17 protein-coding genes and 1 riboswitch are annotated in these 19,131 nt (G+C 43.3%); of the genes, 6 read left to right on the plus strand and 11 right to left on the minus strand.

Features of this window, described 5'->3' with window-relative positions; genetic code table 11:
* Nucleotides 1-29: 29 nt before the first annotated feature.
* Both RKD52_RS14145 and RKD52_RS14150 read left to right on the plus strand, forming a co-directional pair.
* Nucleotides 30-1,145: a glycosyltransferase gene (locus RKD52_RS14145; protein ID WP_454100184.1), complete on the plus strand. Its 1,116-nt coding sequence runs from the start codon at nt 30-32 to the stop codon at nt 1,143-1,145.
* Nucleotides 1,146-1,248: 103 nt separating this feature from the next.
* Nucleotides 1,249-1,584: a DUF3243 domain-containing protein gene (locus tag RKD52_RS14150; protein ID WP_029281687.1), complete on the plus strand. Its 336-nt coding sequence runs from the start codon at nt 1,249-1,251 to the stop codon at nt 1,582-1,584.
* A gap of 221 nt (nt 1,585-1,805) precedes the next feature.
* On the opposite strand, the gene RKD52_RS14155 is transcribed toward RKD52_RS14150, so the two are convergent.
* Nucleotides 1,806-3,950 carry a GDYXXLXY domain-containing protein gene (locus tag RKD52_RS14155; RefSeq protein ID WP_454100185.1) on the minus strand — a complete coding sequence of 715 codons (2,145 nt, stop codon included), beginning with the start codon at nt 3,948-3,950 and terminating at the stop codon, nt 1,806-1,808.
* 251 nt (nt 3,951-4,201) lie between these two features.
* On the opposite strand from RKD52_RS14155, the gene RKD52_RS14160 reads away from it, so the two are divergent.
* Nucleotides 4,202-5,524 carry a short-chain fatty acid transporter gene (locus RKD52_RS14160; protein ID WP_454100186.1) on the plus strand — a complete coding sequence of 441 codons (1,323 nt, stop codon included), beginning with the start codon at nt 4,202-4,204 and terminating at the stop codon, nt 5,522-5,524.
* A 102-nt stretch (nt 5,525-5,626) separates the two neighbouring features.
* On the plus strand, nt 5,627-5,824 hold the full coding sequence (locus RKD52_RS14165) for a hypothetical protein (RefSeq protein WP_051827047.1): 198 nt from the start codon (nt 5,627-5,629) through the stop codon (nt 5,822-5,824).
* A gap of 219 nt (nt 5,825-6,043) precedes the next feature.
* Here RKD52_RS14165 and RKD52_RS14170 read toward each other — a convergent pair whose 3' ends face one another.
* Nucleotides 6,044-7,948: a heavy metal translocating P-type ATPase gene (locus tag RKD52_RS14170; protein ID WP_454100187.1), complete on the minus strand. Its 1,905-nt coding sequence runs from the start codon at nt 7,946-7,948 to the stop codon at nt 6,044-6,046.
* A gap of 323 nt (nt 7,949-8,271) precedes the next feature.
* Between RKD52_RS14170 and RKD52_RS14175 the strand changes: the two genes are divergently transcribed.
* On the plus strand, nt 8,272-8,826 hold the full coding sequence (locus tag RKD52_RS14175) for a GNAT family N-acetyltransferase (RefSeq protein ID WP_369732774.1): 555 nt from the start codon (nt 8,272-8,274) through the stop codon (nt 8,824-8,826).
* Nucleotides 8,827-9,434: 608 nt separating this feature from the next.
* Here the strand turns inward: RKD52_RS14175 and RKD52_RS14180 are convergent.
* The 7 genes from RKD52_RS14180 to RKD52_RS14210 all read right to left on the minus strand — a co-directional run bounded on the left by RKD52_RS14180 (nt 9,435) and on the right by RKD52_RS14210 (nt 17,166).
* Nucleotides 9,435-9,797: a cytochrome-c oxidase gene (locus RKD52_RS14180; protein ID WP_454100188.1), complete on the minus strand. Its 363-nt coding sequence runs from the start codon at nt 9,795-9,797 to the stop codon at nt 9,435-9,437.
* Between the two features lie 79 nt (nt 9,798-9,876).
* Complete coding sequence (locus RKD52_RS14185) at nt 9,877-11,070, minus strand: NupC/NupG family nucleoside CNT transporter (RefSeq protein WP_454100189.1); 1,194 nt, start codon at nt 11,068-11,070, stop codon at nt 9,877-9,879.
* Nucleotides 11,071-11,223: 153 nt separating this feature from the next.
* Nucleotides 11,224-11,325, minus strand: a riboswitch (purine riboswitch).
* A 73-nt stretch (nt 11,326-11,398) separates the two neighbouring features.
* Nucleotides 11,399-12,727, minus strand: a complete 1,329-nt coding sequence (locus RKD52_RS14190; RefSeq protein ID WP_454100190.1) for a polysaccharide biosynthesis protein — start codon at nt 12,725-12,727, stop codon at nt 11,399-11,401.
* Nucleotides 12,728-12,790: 63 nt separating this feature from the next.
* On the minus strand, nt 12,791-13,864 hold the full coding sequence (locus tag RKD52_RS14195) for a Ger(x)C family spore germination protein (RefSeq protein WP_454100191.1): 1,074 nt from the start codon (nt 13,862-13,864) through the stop codon (nt 12,791-12,793).
* Nucleotides 13,851-14,957 (minus strand): GerAB/ArcD/ProY family transporter, encoded by a 1,107-nt coding sequence (locus RKD52_RS14200; RefSeq protein WP_454100192.1) that lies wholly within the window; start codon nt 14,955-14,957, stop codon nt 13,851-13,853. Before RKD52_RS14200 ends, RKD52_RS14195 begins: the two co-directional genes overlap by 14 nt.
* Before the next feature lie 25 nt (nt 14,958-14,982).
* Entirely contained in the window at nt 14,983-16,458 is a 1,476-nt protein-coding gene (locus RKD52_RS14205; RefSeq protein WP_454101232.1) for a spore germination protein, read from the minus strand.
* 120 nt (nt 16,459-16,578) lie between these two features.
* Nucleotides 16,579-17,166: a cell wall hydrolase gene (locus tag RKD52_RS14210; protein ID WP_369732768.1), complete on the minus strand. Its 588-nt coding sequence runs from the start codon at nt 17,164-17,166 to the stop codon at nt 16,579-16,581.
* A 331-nt stretch (nt 17,167-17,497) separates the two neighbouring features.
* Here RKD52_RS14210 and RKD52_RS14215 point away from each other — a divergent pair, with 331 nt between their 5' ends.
* On the plus strand, nt 17,498-18,007 hold the full coding sequence (locus RKD52_RS14215) for a sigma-70 family RNA polymerase sigma factor (protein ID WP_454100193.1): 510 nt from the start codon (nt 17,498-17,500) through the stop codon (nt 18,005-18,007).
* 204 nt (nt 18,008-18,211) lie between these two features.
* Here the strand turns inward: RKD52_RS14215 and RKD52_RS14220 are convergent, their stop codons facing one another.
* Together RKD52_RS14220 and RKD52_RS14225 are read right to left on the minus strand one after the other, a co-directional pair.
* Nucleotides 18,212-18,406 (minus strand): hypothetical protein, encoded by a 195-nt coding sequence (locus RKD52_RS14220; protein WP_454100194.1) that lies wholly within the window; start codon nt 18,404-18,406, stop codon nt 18,212-18,214.
* A 70-nt stretch (nt 18,407-18,476) separates the two neighbouring features.
* Nucleotides 18,477-19,127: an SDR family oxidoreductase gene (locus tag RKD52_RS14225; RefSeq protein ID WP_454100195.1), complete on the minus strand. Its 651-nt coding sequence runs from the start codon at nt 19,125-19,127 to the stop codon at nt 18,477-18,479.
* Between the last annotated feature and the right edge of the window lie 4 nt (nt 19,128-19,131).

Below are 19,131 nucleotides of genomic sequence, written 5' to 3' on the forward strand. Positions count from 1 at the left end.
TGTATATATGTATAAAAGGATGTGTTTACATGCTTCTTATGTTTGAGATTTTCCTTGCCTGTCTTCTCGCCTGGACCATACTTAATTCTCTTTTCATGCCGTCTTTAAAAAAAGGGTCGACCGGCGCCACACCTTTAGTCTCAATCTTAATTCCCCTCCGGAATGAGGAAAAAAATGCAGGAGATCTCGCCGCATCCCTTAAGGGCCTGTCCTATCCAAACCTTGAAATCATCATGCTCGATGATCAGTCGACTGACCGGACAAAAGAAATGTTGACGGATGCAACCGAAAATGACAGCCGGTTCAGGATTGTGACAGGTTCAGACCTGCCTGATGGATGGGCAGGCAAAGTATTTGCCTGTCACCAGCTGAGCAAAATGGCATCAGGCGACTATTATTTATTTCTTGATGCAGATGTACGCGTTCATAAACATACGATCGAAAGTTCACTCGCCTTAATGAAACAAAAAAAAGCATCCATGCTTTCCGGTTTTCCCCGCTTTCCGGTCAAAACGATTCTCGAAAAATGGCTTGTGCCCATGCAGCATCTCTTAATCTATTTTCAACTTCCGCTTTACCTTGCCAATCACACGTCTATGGCAGCTGCATCCGCTGCACACGGTGCCTTTATCATGTTTGAAAAAAACGCATACCTCAAGTTTGGAGGACATCAGGCGGTTAAAGACGCCATAGTAGATGATGTGGCTCTTGCAAAAATCACGAAACAAAACGGATATCGCGCAGTCCTTGCGAATGTCACGGAATATGTCACCTGTTATATGTATGACAGCAATAAAGCTGTTTGGGAAGGATTCAAAAAAAACATTTTTCCGGGGTTTGGGCGATCGATTGTGATTGTCATACTCTTTTCGCTGTTTTACGGAGCAGTCTACCTGTTTCCTTTTTTTCTAGCACTCTATGGAATTACAGAACTGATTCAGGGGAAAATGAACCTGCATCTTTTTGTCCCCTACCTGCTTATCGTACTCCAAAAAGCATACATCGACTTGCGCAGCAGGCAGAGACTGGCTTTGTCCCCTTCCATTCCGTTTTCGGCAGCAGCCTTCCTGCTGCTCCTTTATGCGTCCATGTTTGCTTCTATTAAAAAAACCGGCTATACCTGGAAAGGAAGAACCTATGATTAATCCTATAAAAAAAGAATTCTTCCGCACTTTTGCACATTCCCAAGGTTTACCTCTCTGAGATCAGGGAATGTAACAAGTAACTTTACCAGGAGGTGCAAGAAACATGTCAAATCATCAAGTAAAAGACGAGTCAATTCAAACTGAAAAGATTGAGAATAAGCTGGATTCTATGAACAATGAAAAAATGGACGCGATCCTGAGAGACTTTGAAGAGTTTAAATCGTACTTAGGGGATAAAGTTGAAGCCGGGAAACGCCTCGGACTGAGTGATGAGATGCTGGCCAAAGGCGCTGAAAAAGTAGCCGGTTACCTTGCCAATAACGTAGAACCTAAAAACAGCGAAGAATATCTTCTCCATCAGCTTTGGAAAGTCGGAAATGATGAAGAAAGACATTACCTTGCACACATGCTTGTGAAACTGGCCAACGAAACGAATTAACATCTCTAAAGCGGAAGCGCCTTGGTCAGATCCGATAGGCAGATAAGAATCTGTCAGAAAAGTCCGGGCTTGACTTTTTTGACAGATTTGTTCTGACAGAGGATCTAGGCGCTTCCGCTTGCCGAGGATAACTTTGTACTATTATCCTCAACCTTTTACTCTTTATAATTTCCTTAATGAGAAACAGAAAACATCCATCCAGGCAGCCTGGATGGATGTTTCTATTTTAATGAAGAAAGATCCTTTTTAACATCCGTCAATAAAGCATTTCCTGCGCGGGATACAATGACTTTTGCATACTTCGCCGAGCGTTCAAGCTCAAGCCCGGTACCTTCTTCCACAAAAAACGATTCAATGCCGAAATGCACACTGTCATAGCCATTGTATTTCCCGGTGAGATAGACGGTGTCATGTTCAGGCTCTCCCATGTCGGCCGCCCTTCCAATGACAGGCTCTCCTTCCTGTCTAAAAACCCCGGTACTGTCCTTCTTCACTTTAACAGTGACAACCGTGCCGCTTTTGATGGTTTCATCTGCTTCAAAACGGCCGGCTTCATATCTAAGCTGTACATAATCTCCCTGCAGCACAGATCTCGGATCCAGCGGTTCGAGCTGAAGAATGACAGACGTTCCTTCTTTTAAAGCAGTCTCATTGGTAATAGACTGATAACCCGTGAATCCCAGCTGCAGAAGAACAACAGCTGCAATCATCGCCCATCTCTTTTTTGAAAAGGCAGATTCCCCTGCTCTATTTTCCCGGTCAAAGTAACGGGCAGCTGCAAACAGCACCACGCCAATAATCAGGAACGTGACCGATTTATGCAGCAGCTTCCAGGCAAAGTCATAATATAAGCCTGTTAAAAACAGAATAAAAAACACCCAGGCTGCATTTCTCTTAAACACTTCCTCCTTTTGCTGATAAATGACCAGTGCTGCAAGATTCAGTCCAAAATACAAAATCTGATAGACAAGTGTTTCCCGCCAGTCCGTACCCCAGAACGCTGCAGGATACAACAGCAGAAAACCATATGTCAGAAATACACTGTCAAGCTTTCGCAGAGGCTTGAACGGAACCAGCAAAAGGGCAAATTGAATGAGTGACATGGCTGCAAGAATCACTCTGAAATGATCAGTCCACTCAAAATGCACGGAAAACAGGTTAAGCAATAAAGCGAGCACGAATGAATAAGAGAGAAATTGAAGGAAACCTTCTCTTTCAATCAGGAGGATGACTGCTCCCGCTATTAGAAAAAGATAAACAGCCGCTGTATCCATGATGGTGATGACCCCAAGAGCTGATAAAAATCCTGTAATGAAAAGCGTATACCTTGCTGCAGGATTTACTGTTTTCAGGACTGCAGCCAAAATCAGAAACACCATACTCACGATTGCCAAAGCATATGAGGACTCAAATATCAGATAAAGCAGGCCGGCCAAGCTTGATGACAGCAAAATGGAAGATGTGAACGTGATAATCACAATCAGAATATTTTTAGACACTTTATACGCTGCCGAATCACTTGATGCCTGTTTAGCTGCTTTAACTGCTGCAAAGATTCCGGCACCTAAAAAGAGAAGAGCCAGAAGAATGGTGAAGAAATAAAAGCTGAGTCCTCCAAGCTGATCTGACAGCCGGATGCTCATCTCTATATATTTTGAAAGAACATAGATGCCCGCCATCGTGAAGCCAATAAACGTCAAGGCCTGATGCCCCGCTTTTTTCATGAATGAAAAATAGCTGAACAGAAGAACGGCAAGGAACAGGCCATTCATCCAGAGGCTGTAGGTTTCAAAAACATAGTAAAACGACATGATGATCAAAAAGAGGTGAACGACAGCAAACGCACAATATTCAAGCACCTTCAGCCCCAGTGACCTCGCAAGAAAAAAGACCACTCCATTTAACAGCACGATTCCAAGATAGATGAGGAGCTGCTCGAATTCCGTCCGGTAAAGAAAGATGCTTGACGGATAGAGATAAAACCAGTACGAAAGCATAAACAGCACGTAGGATAATATAGCAAAAGGCTGATAGCGGGTAATAACAGCAAGCAGCAGGGATGGAATCAGCCATATGACAAACAGGAGATAACTGTCTGCATGTGAATTGTAAATCTGCCCGATCAAAGCAACGGCAGCTCCAAAGGACACCGCTCCGCCAACCAGCAGCCATCTGGTCAATTCCGATCTTTTCATCCATTTTCCAAAAAGAAAGCTCGCCCCATAAAATAAAATCATAATACCTGCTGCAAGGGCGGTCTTTTCAGTTCGTTCAAATCCTCCCCAATTTGACGCAAAGAAAAAGATAATGCCCGAGAGAATAAAAACAATTGATGCTGCATAGCCAAGCGGGATAAGTCTGTTCATCTTTTATGCACCTTCCTTTTACAAGTTCTCAAATATTACGGCAATTTCGTGTTGATAGTGTAATATTACACTATTTACTATATTGTGTAAATATGACATTTGATTACTCATTTCGAGTCAGTTCACATGGTCTATTACTAGTTTATCATCATTTTAAAACCTCATCATAGAATCTGGTGTAAAAAAGGAGATTTCACATTGAAAGCGAATACATTTTAGTGCACACAAGTACAAAAAATGGAGGGAAGAGAATGAAAGCAGTCATTTCGCTGTCGAACAGGCTTATGCAGCGCTACTTGCCCGATCCGTATTTATTCGTCATTATTCTAACTCTTGCCGTTTTCGCCCTTGGCCTTATCTTTACGCCGTCCACTCCTCTTCAAATGGTGGAGTTCTGGGGAGGCGGATTTTGGGGCCTGCTCAGTTTTGCGATGCAGATGGTACTCGTTCTTGTAACAGGGCATGTACTTGCAAGCAGCCCGCTTTTTAAAAAGGGGCTCAGCGCAATGGCTTCCGCTGCAAAAACACCCGGTCAGGCGATCGTTTATGTAACGGCGGTCTCTATGATCGCGAGCTTTATCAACTGGGGTTTCGGACTTGTCATCGGAGCACTTTTTGCAAAGGAACTTGCGAAAAAAGTAACAAATGTTGACTATCGTCTGCTGATAGCGAGCGCATACAGCGGATTTGTTATTTGGCATGGGGGAATATCAGGTTCAGTTCCGCTGACGATTGCAACAGATGGCCATTTTGCACAGGATCTGATTGGGCTGATTCCGACATCCGAAACCATTTTTGCCCCATTCAACCTAATCATTGTTGCAGTGTTGTTTATCGCGCTTCCGCTTGTTAACAGAATGATGATGCCGGTAAAAGAGGAGACCATATCAATTGATCCTGCTCTTTTGAATGAGACAGGCTCTGAAGCTGCTTCGCTTGAGTTTGCGTCTCACACTCCGGCTGAAAAGGCTGAAAACAGCAAAATCATTTCAATGGTCATTGGGATAATGGGCCTGATCTACCTTATTTCTTATTTTATGAAGAATGGATTTCTGCTGAACCTGGATGTAGTAAATTTCATGTTTTTATTTTTAGGCATCTTGTTCCACGGTACTCCGAGGAATTTCCTGAATGCTGTGGCAGAAGCCATTAAAGGCACTTCGGGAATTATCATTCAGTTTCCTTTTTATGCAGGCATAATGGGGATGATGGTCACATCAGGACTCGCTGCGGTCATTTCAGAAGGCTTCGTATCTATTTCAAATCAGCAGACGTTCCCGGTCCTTGCCTTCTGGAGCGCCGGACTTGTCAATATCTTTGTTCCATCAGGCGGCGGACAATGGGCGGTTCAGGCACCTGTTATGATTGAAGCTGCAAAAACACTCGATGTATCGATGCCAAAGACCGCGATGGCCGTTGCCTGGGGTGATGCATGGACGAATATGATTCAGCCATTCTGGGCACTTCCTGCCCTTGCCATAGCAGGTTTAAAAGCAAAAGACATTATGGGCTACTGCGTTTTTGTGCTTCTTATCAGCGGTGTCATCATTTCACTCGGATTTTTCTTTCTATAAGGGTTAGACCTTCCAAATGGCGATACACATTTTTCACAGCATATGATTTTATGTATAATGAATGGTGGAGTCTGTTCTTACCCAGTTAAGGAGATGTTCGCATTGCTGAAATGGATGAAACGCAGAATAGTCCTACTTTTATGCCTTGCCGGTTTTGCTTCGCCATTTATCTTTATTCAATTAACAGATTGGTTTTATTACAGCTCGCTCATTGGCTGGATTCTTGGCTTTATCTGCATTTCATCCGCTTACGTCATTGTAAGCAGACGGCCGGATGAAGAACCGGCCGGAGAACAGTAGTTGGTCGGAACAAAAGCGCAAGCGCCAAGACCCGCTCCGATAGGCAGATAAGAATCCGGCGGAAAAGTCCGGGTTTGACTTTTTTGACGGATTTGTTCTGACAGAGGGTCTAGGCGCTTCCGCTTGCCGATGATAACTTTGTTATGTTATCCACAGTCTTTTATTCTTTATGATTTACTGAACGACAAAAAAACGGACGAAATCATTTCGTCCGTTTTTTCATGCCTTCAGAAGGCGAAGTCCATTTAATATAACCAGGATCGTGCTGCCTTCATGTCCTATGACGCCAAGGGGCAAATCAAGGATTTGAAGGAAGTTTGAACAAATAAGCAGGGCGATGACAGACATGGAGAAGACAATGTTCTGCTTTACGATCAGGTCCATTTTTTTTGAAAGCTCAATCGCTTTTTTCAGCTTTGTCAGGTCATTTTTCATCAGAACAACATCTGCTGTTTCAAGAGCCACATCCGTTCCTTCCCCCATTGCAATGCCGACATTGGCAGCGGCAAGAGCAGGGGCATCATTAATGCCGTCGCCGATCATGGCGGTCTGTCCGTATGTTTTTCCGAGGTTTTTCACTTCGTTCACCTTATCATCAGGCAGACATTCCGCCACATACTGATCCACATTTGCAGCTTCAGCAATTGATTTGGCCGTAGATTCATTATCTCCTGTAAGCATAACCGTATGGATTCCTGCTTCTTTTAGTTCCTTTATAGCCAACACAGCGTCATGTCTTAAGCCATCCTGAAGACAAAGAACAGCTGCAAGAGTCTGCTCTTTTTTTACATAAACGACTGTTTTCCCTTCCTGTGCCTTTTTCAGTCCGAATTCAGTCAGCTGATTTTGCGGTTCATTCTGATCCGGCTTTCCAATACTCCATTTATCACCTTTCCATATAGCGCTCACACCAAAGCCCGATTGCTCCTGAACTTCGGCCATTCCAGTCACCACATGAGGATATTCTTTTTCAACATGCTTGACAATCGCTTTTGCCAGGGGATGATTTGACTGCTTTTCAATAGAAGCTGCGGCAGACAGAACATCTGCCTCATTCAGCTCTTCAAGGATCAGCACATCTGTTACTTGCGGTTCTCCCTTCGTCAAAGTCCCTGTCTTATCAAAAGCGATGACCTTCAGTTTGCTCAGGCGCTCTAAGTGAACGCCTCCTTTGAAGAGAAGTCCGTTTCTGGCTCCATTGGAAATGGCAGACAGTGTTGCCGGTGTAATGGATGCAACAAGTGCACATGGTGACGCAACAACCATCAGGACCATGGCGCGGTAAAAGCTTTCGCTGAAGCTCCAGTCAAGCAGGTAGTGGGGCACAAACATCATGAGGGCAACTGCTGCAAGAACCCCTTTTACATACGTTCCTTCAAATCGTTCAATAAAAAGCTGGGATGGTGACTTTTCAGACTGTGCGGATTGCACAAGCTCAATAATTTTCTTAAAAAGCGTTTCATCGCTGTTTTTTGTAACAGCAACTGTGATGGAACCGCTCAAGTTCACGGTTCCTGCATAGACGGTATCCTCCGTCTTTTTCTCGACAGGAATGGATTCTCCAGTTATCGCTGCCTGATCGATGCTTGTTGTTCCTGAGACCACTTCCCCGTCTGTTGCTATCCGCTCACCGGGTCTGACAACAATTCTGTCTCCCACTTTGAGTTCTGATACATGAACTCTTATTTCTCTGCCGTCTTTGAGCAGTGACGCTTCTTCAGGCTGAAGCTCCATAAGGGCAGATAGCTCTCTTTCACTTTTATTCATTGTAAACGTTTCGAGAGCTCCGCTCAGCGCGAAGATGAAAATTAAAATCGCTCCCTCTACCCAATAACCGATAACGGCTGAACCGATGGCTGCAAAAACCATGAGGAGTTCAACATTAAGCTTGCGGTCTTCAATAGTTTCTTCAATGCCTTCTTTGGCTTTAGCATATCCTCCTATAATGAATGCCGATATGAACAGGGCAGCCGTAAAATGGGTATCTCCCTGCTGTGTCTGCAGAAGCCATCCACAAAGGATCAGCAATCCCGATAGAAGTGCTGCTATAAGTTCGCCGTATTCTTTTATTCTATCAATCATTGATTTCCCGCCATGTGCGAGCGCATTTTCATTTAAGCTCATTGTAAGCCTCCTTAATTGAGAATCATAATCATCATCATTCTCTTGTATAAAACACAAATGCTGCCCTCTGAGCAGCAGTATCCGCCAATAAATAAAGATTTCAACTAGTGTATGTTTTATTATAACAAAATGTCACCGAAACTCAACTAAAAATTATTATAATTTCTTTTTAATAATAATTATCATTTAGGTCGTGTTTCCACCGAAAATCCATTCATACAAATTGTTAGGGTAACCGGCCTTTTTTTTTAAAAAAATCCACTTTGGAAAAGGATTCCATTAAAACATGGAGAAAAAAGGAAGTAAGGAGGTGGGATAATGGTATGATTCAAGGGGAAAATGTCCTTCTCAGAAGGCTGAACCATGATGATATCCCTATATTATGGGAGTTTATATACGGTGAAAAAGATCCGGAGTGGAAGAAATGGGATGCTCCCTATTTCCCTGTCGGCTTTATGACAAGAAGAGATTTTGAAAAGGAGAAAAAAAGAGAAGCAAAAGATTTGTATTCAAATAAAATGTATATTGAAGCAAACGGACGCCTTATTGGAATGGTGACATACTACTGGGAGCACCAGCCTTCTAACTGGCTTGAGGTGGGGATTGTCATTTACGAGCCGTCCAACTGGCACAAGGGAGCAGGCACAGAGGCCTTAAAGCTCTGGATCCGGCATTTATTTGAAAAATACAAGCTCATCAGGATCGGCTTATCCACCTGGTCGGGCAATACAAGGATGATCAGGGTTGCAGAAAAAACAGGCATGCGGGAAGAAGGCAGGATCAGAAAGTGCCGATTTTACAATGGCGTTTATTATGATGCCATTAAGATGGGCATGCTGCGGGAAGAATGGCTGTCTTTTTCATTAAAAAATGTATAATCCCTCTTCATGAGTCCCAAAATAGATAGTGGTTTCTATCTATTTTCTTGGCGAGGTGAACGCTTGATGGCATTAGTTGTTATTTGCAGAAGCTGCAGCGGGTCAGGCAAGGTGAAGATAAATTCCGTTCTTCCCTTATCCCGGACATGCCGTTCATGCAGCGGATCAGGCAAGCTTCAGGAATTCACATACAAAAGCTGAACACTAAAAGTGGCTGGGACAGAAAAAAAAAGGGTGAATTTGATTATAGACTAGTCAAATTCATCCTTTTTTGATTTCATTTGTGTTTATTTATGCAAGATGATTTTATAATTTGATACCAGATCTCAATAGCGTACGATTGGCCTGCTTTGTAGGGTATAATCATCGGCCGTTATAAAAATAGCATAAGATACACGCGTTATCATACGGTATAAACTCGAGCCGGCATTCAAATAACATCTCGTGCTTTTGTACGCTATAATCTCCAGCCAGTCTTCAAATGGCACAAGGTACATGGTCTATCCTAAGCTATAATCTCCAGTTGGTGGTCAAATAGAATAAGATAAACGCTTTTTTGTTTCACAGATTTCAACCTGTTCTATGTTTTGTCCGAGTCTTTTTCCATGCTACTTTAAATTGACTAGCACATTCCATACAAAGAATATCAAACCCGCGACAACTGCAAAGGAGCCGGCAATGGTCAGGAAAAGAAGGCTGCTGTTTCCTGATACAGCAAACACAATGCCAATCATCATACAAGGCAGGCCGATGTTATGCAGCCAAAAATGTGCTTTTGCCAGAAAATGATCCGTTAGTTCAGGAAATAAATAATACAGAATACCCGCAATGGTCAGAGTCGTCCAACCGAGAAGATTCACGTGTGCATGAACCGGCGCAAGCACATAGTCATGGGCCATAGACATGTACAAACCGAGGAAAAGCCCGGCAGCCAGGTACAGCGCTGAAATTTTAATGGTTCTGATTCCCATATTAAAACCTCCCGCCTGGAATTTCTTCTCCCTAACTTTACGCGTCTTTTTCCTCTTTAGAAATTGTCCTATTCATTTTTTACATGAACATGCCCACAAACGCAGCTGTAATGAAGCTTGCGAGGGTCCCGCCGATAATTGCCTTGAATCCGAGCTTTGAAACGAGCGGGCGTTTTGACGGTTCGAGCGAGCCCAGTCCGACAATCAGCTGTCCAATTGAGGAAAGATTGGCAAAGTTGCATAGCGCAATTGACAGGATGGCCGTTGTTTTAGGAGAAAGCTCATCCATCGACTTGCTTAAATCCATGAAGGCAACAAATTCATTGACTGACAGCTTTGTTCCAATAATGGAAGCCGCTTTAAAGGCATCATCAAACGGAACGCCTATCATCAGGGCAAGCGGATAAAATACGTACCCGAAAATTTCGGACAGATCCGTTCCAAGAAGTCCAAGTCCCCCGTTGACAAGGGCAAGAATACTGATAAAAGCAATCAGCAGTCCCCCGATATTAAGTGCGAGCGACACCCCGCTCACTGCACCTTCTGCAATGGCCTCAAACACGTTGGCATGCTTCGTTTTTTCCATCATCACATTGTCATTTGTTTTTGAAACTTCTGTCTCAGGTTCAAGAAGTTTGGCTGTAATCAAAGAAACAAACGGTACGCTGAAAACCGAAATCAGCAAATACTTCATCTCAATGCCCATCAACGAATAACCGACAAGGATGGCTCCGCTGGCCGATGCGGTTCCGCCTACCATGACTGCAAACAGCTCCGAACGGGTCAGATCCTTCAAGTAAGGACGGACAAGAAGCGGTGCTTCGACAAGGCCAAGAAATGAATTGCCTACAGCGCTGAACGTCTCAACCTTTGTTGTCCCAAGCAGTCTGCCGATTGAAAGGCCGATGATTCTTACGACAAAAGGAATAATTCTCATATAATAAAGAGCCGATATAAGTGCAGAAATAAAAATGATGACCGCGAGAACATTAATGGCAAAAACAAACGTAATGTTCGTTTCTTCCCCGTAAAATCCCCCGAATACAAATTGAATTCCCTCAGAGCTGAAATCAATCATTTTCTGAACGCCTAAAGCTGTTTTTTCAAGGATAAAGGCCCCTGCTTCTACTTTAAGGACAAACAGGATAAAAACAGTCTGCAGCAATAGTCCGACGCCGATTGTTTTCCAGTTAATGCTTTTGCGGCTGCTGCTGAGGAGCCAGCCAAGAAACAGAATGCCTGCAAGTGATAGTATTCCATATAAAATGCTCAAGTTGTATGCCCCCATTTTTCGTAATCAACAGCCGTTTTCCTTAGTAAATCATTTTGGCGGTCGGATGTCTGACCTCTATACTGCCGAAAAAAAAGAGACCGCAGTTCATCTCTCTACAAAGAAAGCTTGAACAATGGCCTCTGAAACTGGACGATCCGTTCGTACTTTCCCTATAGTCCGGCACTTTAAGGCTGCCAGGTAGAAACTTATGGACCATATCTCCATGATTATATAAGGAAAACGTATGAAGTTATTTCTGTATTTTACGTTGGACACAGGACTTTTTCAACCCGCTCCGTTATTTGCAGACTAGAAAGTTTATTTTGAATCATCGGTAAACATTGTCTCTTCTTTTTGTCAGCCACACGGTAATACCTATTTTCTGGCAGATTGTTAAATAGTGCATAAACGTCAGGAGCACAATGCCCGTGTTCATGCCGAGTATAATGCCGGTCATGTGAAGCGACTCTCTCGAACCGAGGAAAAACATCATCGCAAACGAAACGATATGCGACCAAAGCGTATGATAAAAAGCATCTTTTACAAGCCCGAGACCTATTAAATAAGCCTGCATGGGGATGACGAAGAAGTGAAACAGAAAATACGGCCAGAGCAGTTTCAAATAAAAGGCTGCCTGATCAGATGAAAAGAAAAGACTTGTCAGAGGCTCAGCAAACAAGTAAATAATGAAAACCGCCGGAACCCCGTAAAGCATAGTAAAGGACATGGACTGCTGCAAAAGATTGCGCAATGTTTTTATATCCTTTTGAGCATAAGCATCCGATACAGTCGGTATAAGCATGATCATGAGAGAGTGAGCGATAAATGCAGGGAAAAAACCAATGGACATCGCAACGCCTGTCAGCATGCCGAAATGCTCTGTTGCGGCGGCTGCCCCGAATCCGGCGGCCACAAGGGCTGTCTGGATCAGAAAAGGCTGGATGGCATTTGTTATCGCATGAAAAATTCTCAGTCCGGTTGTCGGCAGGGAGACAGAAAGCAGTTTTTTCCGGGCTTCTGTTCCTGTAATTGGAGTAAAGCTCCCCCGCCTTAGTGCGTGCATGTGAATCATGAACATGCTTGTCAGGTAGAGAAAAACAATCAGTTCACTGCCTATAAAGGCACACAGAGCAATTAGAAGCGCCTGCTGGCTAAAGTTAAATAGAGAGAAAACGCAAAGCAGTACGGTGAATTGGACGGCTTTTCTCAGGAAATTGGACACCGCAATCTTTCCCATCTGCTGCACACCCATAAAGTATCCGCGGGCAATGGATGAAAATGAGGCAATCGGGATGAGCCCGATAAACAGCCATTTGACTGCGGGATGAAAGCCATCCAGCAGCGGTGTGGCCGTAAAAAGGATATAAGTCCCTGCCAAAACAGTGAATGTGACAGCTGCCGTCATTTTCAGGGCATGCTGCAGCATGCTGTAGTGAAGGACTTTCTTATTTTCTGCTATGTATTTTGAAATTGAAATGGGAAGCTCAAGACTTGCCAGAACAATCACCAAAAAGATAACAGGCAAAATGGACATATACCTTCCCATGCCCTCTTCTCCAAGCTCCCTCGCAAGAATCATATTGACGAAGAATTCGATGCATTCACTGAAAAAGGCTGCGACGATTAATAACAGTGTTCCTTTAAAAAAAGAATTCATGCTGCTCCCCCCTGCTAACAGGATATGAGACAAGGCATGAAATTATTTTAATATTTAGGGCGCTTATTCGATCACGCCTGTTTCTGTGATGGTGACAGACGGCTTAATTTTCACGGAAAGCTCAGGGTAGGTCTCTTTCCAGTCTTTTTGAGTAAATCCTCTAACTTTGCTTTTGATAATATCGTGCAGTCCTAACGGATCGACTTTCTGCTCCTTAAATTGTTCAATAAGCTCCAGCGATTCTTTGGCAACAACCTTCTCGAACGCTTTTTCCATCTCGTTTTTAATTTTTGGCGTAATCATTTTGCCGGTATACTGCTGGACAAAACCGTTAATTTTCACCTCTATCGTAATCTTTGAAGGGTCACCTTTATCAAGCCTTACTTTTCTGTCTGAGGAAATCGTTTTTATGGCTACCTGGTTTTTGTCAGGAAGTTTCAAGGCATAGGATCCCTCTGTAAATTTATCAGCAATCAATTTAAAGAAAAACAGTTTTTCATTAGGAATTTCACCGATCATTTTGTCGTCTTTAAACAGGGCAAGTCCATCAATTTCAACTGAATCAGCCTCGTTTTTCTTTAGAATCGGCAAGTACGGATCTGAGTCGCTTGAATACAGGTCATACAGGAAAATATGAAGATTTGTCTTAGGAACATCCCGGTTTTCAATGTTATGTTTGATCAAATTTGAAATATAAGGGGCCGCTCCTCTGTTTCCAAACTGCGACTTCATGATTTCATTTGCATTCTCCCTGCCCACGGTGAGATACACTCTGGATCCTACGCTTGCGTCCCTTTGAAGCGTATCTACAAGATTTGTAATTCCCTTTTTCGCAACCTCTTCTGAGTAAATGACGACAGAAATTTTTCCGAGTACAAGCGGATCAGATGATTTCCGCTGGAGATGGGTCAGAATATCTTTGCTCACTTCTGTAGAGGACGTATCCTCAATAATCTCGCTTTCGACGGGGGCATCCTGTGTGTAAACAGGAATAATGACTGTGCCCTTCATCATGTCTGAGCTCTCCATGTCATACCCGACAACTGTAATAATATTCACATCATCAAGAATTTCCTTTTCAAGGCAGCCTGTCAAAAACAGCGGAATAAGGACTATCAGCCATTTACGCTTTTTCACTTTTTTTGCCCCCTTTTTTTAGTTTCCTGTATATAAGAGTGCATAAATAAAGCATTGGAATATAGGCTACAAAAACGTAAAACCCGACTTCCCCCAGAAATGAATTCAGCATATTGATCTGCTCACGGCTGTTCATGAAGTTGATCCCGGCATAGCTGACTGCAAGAACGATCAAGATGGTGTATTTTTGCTTGATTTTTATCAGCTGCTTCATTCCCCTGCTTGCGCACCAGAGCGTGAGACAGACATTTGGCAGAATAACGAGATTCCAATTGGCAATGCCAATATACTCAAACCTCTCTACAAAAGGCATTTCAACTATTTTCCATATTGTAAGAGTTGCCCACACATTTTTCTGCAGCTGCTCTTGGCTGAAGTAGATGATGCTGAACAGCATGATGATTAAATAAAGAAGTGTCGTGACAGCTACACCGGCATGGGCCCACTTTTTTGATTTTTCCGGGTTTTTTATAAATGGATAGTACATGAACAGTGCTTCAAATCCAATAACAGTAAGAGACATGTTTTTCGTACTTTTTAAAAGATCCGTTAGTGAATGCTCAAATACGGGCATCAAATTGTTAAAATTTGCAAATTTCAGTGTGAATAGATAAGTCAAAATTAAATAACTCGGAAGAACGACTCCAAAAAATGCGATGCCGGCCACCACCCTGAATCCGCCGTTTAATATGTAATAAGCAAGGACGAGAAAGAGGAAGCTGTAGAGCCAGACATTTAAATCAGGAAACATCCACACCTGGATGACTTCAATAAAGGTTCTCAGTACATTAGTGGCAAGACAGGTAAAGTAAATGATTACCAACGCATTGAGAGCATTTCCAATCCATTTCCCAAAAAGTTTTTTCTGAACATCAAGAATATTGCCTTCTTGATCCTTTAAGATCTGAAAAATGAAGAAGACGGCGATATGGACGGCAAATCCCGATGCGAGGACAGCAATCCATGCGTCGTGCCCGGAATCAAGAGAAACGAAGCGCTGAAACCCGAGTACACCTACACCGAATTGCAGGGCATGTATCAGGTAAAATGCCATATAAGGCGAAACCTGATAGCGTTCGGCAATTTTTTTCAAGTCCGGGACACCTCCTTTGAGCAGTCTACTCGTCTATGTCGTGTTTCTGTTTCGCCTGTTCAGATGAAAATTTGTCGGGTTTTTTTGTTCTGAGAGCAAGCGGTCTTTTGCTTAATGTTGAAAATGGGAACCTGATGATTGCATCCTTCAAATCCCTTGCTCTTGCAGGGAAAATCGGCACCAGGAACGGGCGGCCGAGCGATGTAAGCCTGAGAAGATGGGCCGCCAGAAAACAAAAGCACAATACGATGCCCAAAAGGCCGTATATCTGAGCAAAAAGTAAAAACGGAAACCTGAGAAGCCGGATCGTATTGCCCATTTTATAAACAGGTGTTGTGAAAGAAGCCAGTGCAGCCAGGGCGACGATTATAAGCAGGACATTACTTGTCAGACCCGCTTCAACAGAAGCCGTCCCGATCACGATCCCGCCCACGATGCCGATTGTCTGGCCGACTTTCGTAGGAAGCCTTGCTCCTGCTTCCCTCAGTAGTTCAATTGTCAGCTCGAGAAAGAGAGCTTCCAGTATAGGAGGCAGCGGAATCTCTCTCCTGGAGGTTACAAGAGTGCTGAGCAAATCTTTCGGGATCAGCTCATAATGAAACGTCAGGGTTGCAACATACACCGGTGTCACCAAAATCGAGAAGGCTACCGCAAAAACCCTTATGAGCCTGAAGAAGGATGAAAGAACCCAGTTTAAATAATAGTCTTCAAAGGATGAGAAAAATTCTATAAGTGTCGTCGGTCCGATCAGAACCTGAGGAGATCCGTCGACAACTACAGCTACCTTCCCTTCAGCGAGTACGGCTGCAACCCGGTCAGGCCTTTCAGAATCAAGAACCTGGGGAAACGGCGAATTATGATTATCTGAAATGAACTGCGCCACATATCCGCTGTCGCCAATCTGGTCATAATGAATGTTTTTCAGTCTTTGTATAACCGTGTTGACGTTTTCTTCATCTGCAATGTTATCAATATAAAGAACCGCTGTTTTGGTTTTTGACAAGTCGCCTATTTGAAGTTCTTTGACACGCAGCTGCGGCACCTGTATCCGTTTGCGGATAAGATTTATATTAAACTCAAGTGCCTCGACAAAGGCTTCCTTCGGCCCTACTACGCTGAACTCGACTTCAGGGAGAGAAATATCCCTTGCTTTATTCAGGGTTGATCTGAGAAGAACACAGGGCGTGCCGTATTCTGTCATGGAAATAATGACATACCCTTCAAGCAGTTTTTCTGATATAACATCTGTATCGATCGTTATAATGATTTCTTCTATCGGCAAAATCTCTTTGATCTGCTGCAGACTAGTCCATTTTTCCTTAAGCAGCGGGCCTAATATGCTTTCATGCAAAAGCGTTGGATCTACTACTGTCCTAATATAGGAAATCCAGAATTTCAGCTCTTTTGCATCGTGCTCAAATTGAACAAAATCAGATGACGATTTAAAGCAGGTGATCAGTTCAGCCATCGATTGTTTCGGTTTTCCGTTTTCCTTCATCATCTCGTTCATTTGTCTCACCACGTTTCATGCTCATACTTTCCCTTATATTTCCTCCCCCGACAGGATTTATTCGAATGCGCAAAAAAACTCCTTTCCGATTAGGAAAGGAGTGGCGAAAATTTATTTTGCAAAGACGTGATCACCAATTGTAAGCGTAATTTCTCTTGATCGGATCCAGTCACTTTCGGCCGTGACAGGATTGTAGAAGTAGACAGCTTCATTGTCCATTCCCTGATAAGCGAGCGCCTCCTGGACTGCTTCTTTTGATTCTTCATCAGCCGGCTCGTTAATTGCACCGTTTTCTACAGGAGAGAAAGCATAAATGCCTGATACCTTCTGATAGATAACATCTGTGACAGTATCCGGGAAACGCTCATCTTCTACCCGGTTTAAAACAACAGTTGCAACAGCCACTTTGCCTGCATACGGTTCACCTTTTGCTTCAGCGTGAACAATGCGTGCAAGCAGATCCTTCTCTTTATCTGAGATTGATTGAGGAATCTGAAGCTCTTCTCCAACGTATAATAAATGTCCGCTTTTATGATTTAAAGACTGAATATCTTTAACAGAAACACCGTGTTTTTTTCCAATCAGCCAAAGCGTATCTCCGTGCTGCACTTTATGGCCTTCTGCAGCCTGTGCCTTTTCAAAGCCGAATAGAGAAACAGTCATCGCTGAGATTATAGTAAAGAACGCTAATTTTTTCATATGATGTAAACCTCCAGTTGTATTGCATCCATATTTGCCGGATGAACATTTTACTCTGTGAGCACATATATAAGCCTAACAGGTTTATTCACGCTCTTCATTGACAAAAAACTGGAAATTACACTCCGAATCTAAATACGGCTATTTCGGCAGGATTCCTGATTATTTCTCATCCATTTGTCATAAACCCTTAAAGAAAATGGCGAACATTCTCCATTTGACTCTCATGATTTTTCTCTTAGCAGCATTTTACCGGACGGCCGCCATTTCCTATGATGAAGATACCGCGGAATACAATAGAGAGAGCGCTCCCTTCAGAAACGGATGAACGATGGACGATGTTACATTTGCAGAGCTCGAAAAACGATATCAGCGCATGATTTACCACAATCTAAAGAAGCTTTGCATCACCCGAAATCAAGATGAGTTTTACCAGGCTGGCCTGATTGCCATCTGGAAAGCTTCAAAGACATATGACCCTTCAAAGGGATCGTTTGAAACGTACCTTTATAAAAGCATTAAAGGCCATATGCTGAATGAAATGAATAAACAAAATAAAAACAGGGACATGCCGGATGTGATGGAGCATATCCTGATCTTAGAAGACCCCACTGCCCTGAAGGATATGGAAGACATGATCAGAGCGAACTGCGACATCCTCACCAAACATCAGCAGATCTGGATGATTTCCTATTGCCTGAAAGAAAAAACAATCAGTGAAATTGCCGCAAGTGAACAGACAACTCCCGCCAGTGTCAAATCATGGAGAAGAGGCGCACTTAAGAAGCTCAGATCTTTGAGTGCTGAAGAATGGAAAGAGAGATTTTGGCTGCAGCCATGAACAAAAGCGGAAGCGCCTTGGTAAGATCCGAGAGGCAGATAAGAATCCGGCGGAAAAGTCCGGTTCCCGCCTTTTTTGACGGATTTGTTCTGACAGAGGATCTAGGCGCTTCCGCTTGCCGATGATAACTTTGTATTATCCAAAGCCTTTTATTCTTATAATTTTGCTTAACAACAAAAAAAGCCGTCTGTCGTGACGGCTTTTTCAGCTTCTAGGGGTCTCGAGATATTTGTATACAACACTTCCGCCCTGCTGGGCAATGCCGCGGAAATGCTTGAAATCGTCCCGTTCTACAAGAACTTCGCGAAAAAGGAGAAATGAATCCTTTTGTACATGGTATTCATTCATTTCCCCGCTTTTTAACGAGTCAAGGACTTCATTTGCGAGCTGCTTATCCATAAGAACCTGATTCCTCCTGTTCGTTTATCACTGCAAGTTTACTAAGGAGGAGGGTGCTTGTCCAGCATCTTTACGAATAGACTTTTGACAGAGCTTCATCAATCTCCGTTTCCCCTGAGAGGATTTCAAATGTCTTATTTTTAAGTTCGTCTTTTGTAAGGGCTGCAATGAGGACAGCTGCCACGTCTTCTCTTGGAATGCTTCTTCCTTCTGTTTGGTTAATTTTATCCGCAGCTTCAATTTTGCCTGTGCCGCGTTCATCAGTAAGAGCGCCGGGCCTTACGATTGTATAGGACAAATCTGAACCTCGCAGGTACTCATCCGCTATCGCTTTAGCCATGAAATACTGCTCCATATCTGATGGTCCTGCAGCCGGGTTGTCTGTACCCATCGAACTAAGCATGACAAAATGTTTGATTCCATGTTTTTTAGCTTCATCAATCAGGTTTTTGGCTCCTTCCTGATCGACTGAGATTGTTTTATCAGGTCCTGTTTTTGACCCTGAGCCCGCTGCAAAAATAACCGCATCGGCAAGATGTACGGCGTGGGAAACGTCTCCTTCAAGGTCACCGACGACCGTTTGGGCACCTAGCTTTTCAAGCTCCTGCTCCTGTTTTGGATCGCGCACCATGGCAATCGCCCGATGCTCGCCTTCTTTTGCAATTTGTTCGATTAGAAGTCGTCCTGTTGTTCCATTTGCTCCAGCTATAAGTACATTCATTTCA

It is taken from the genome of Metabacillus sp. SLBN-84, from assembly GCF_053629595.1.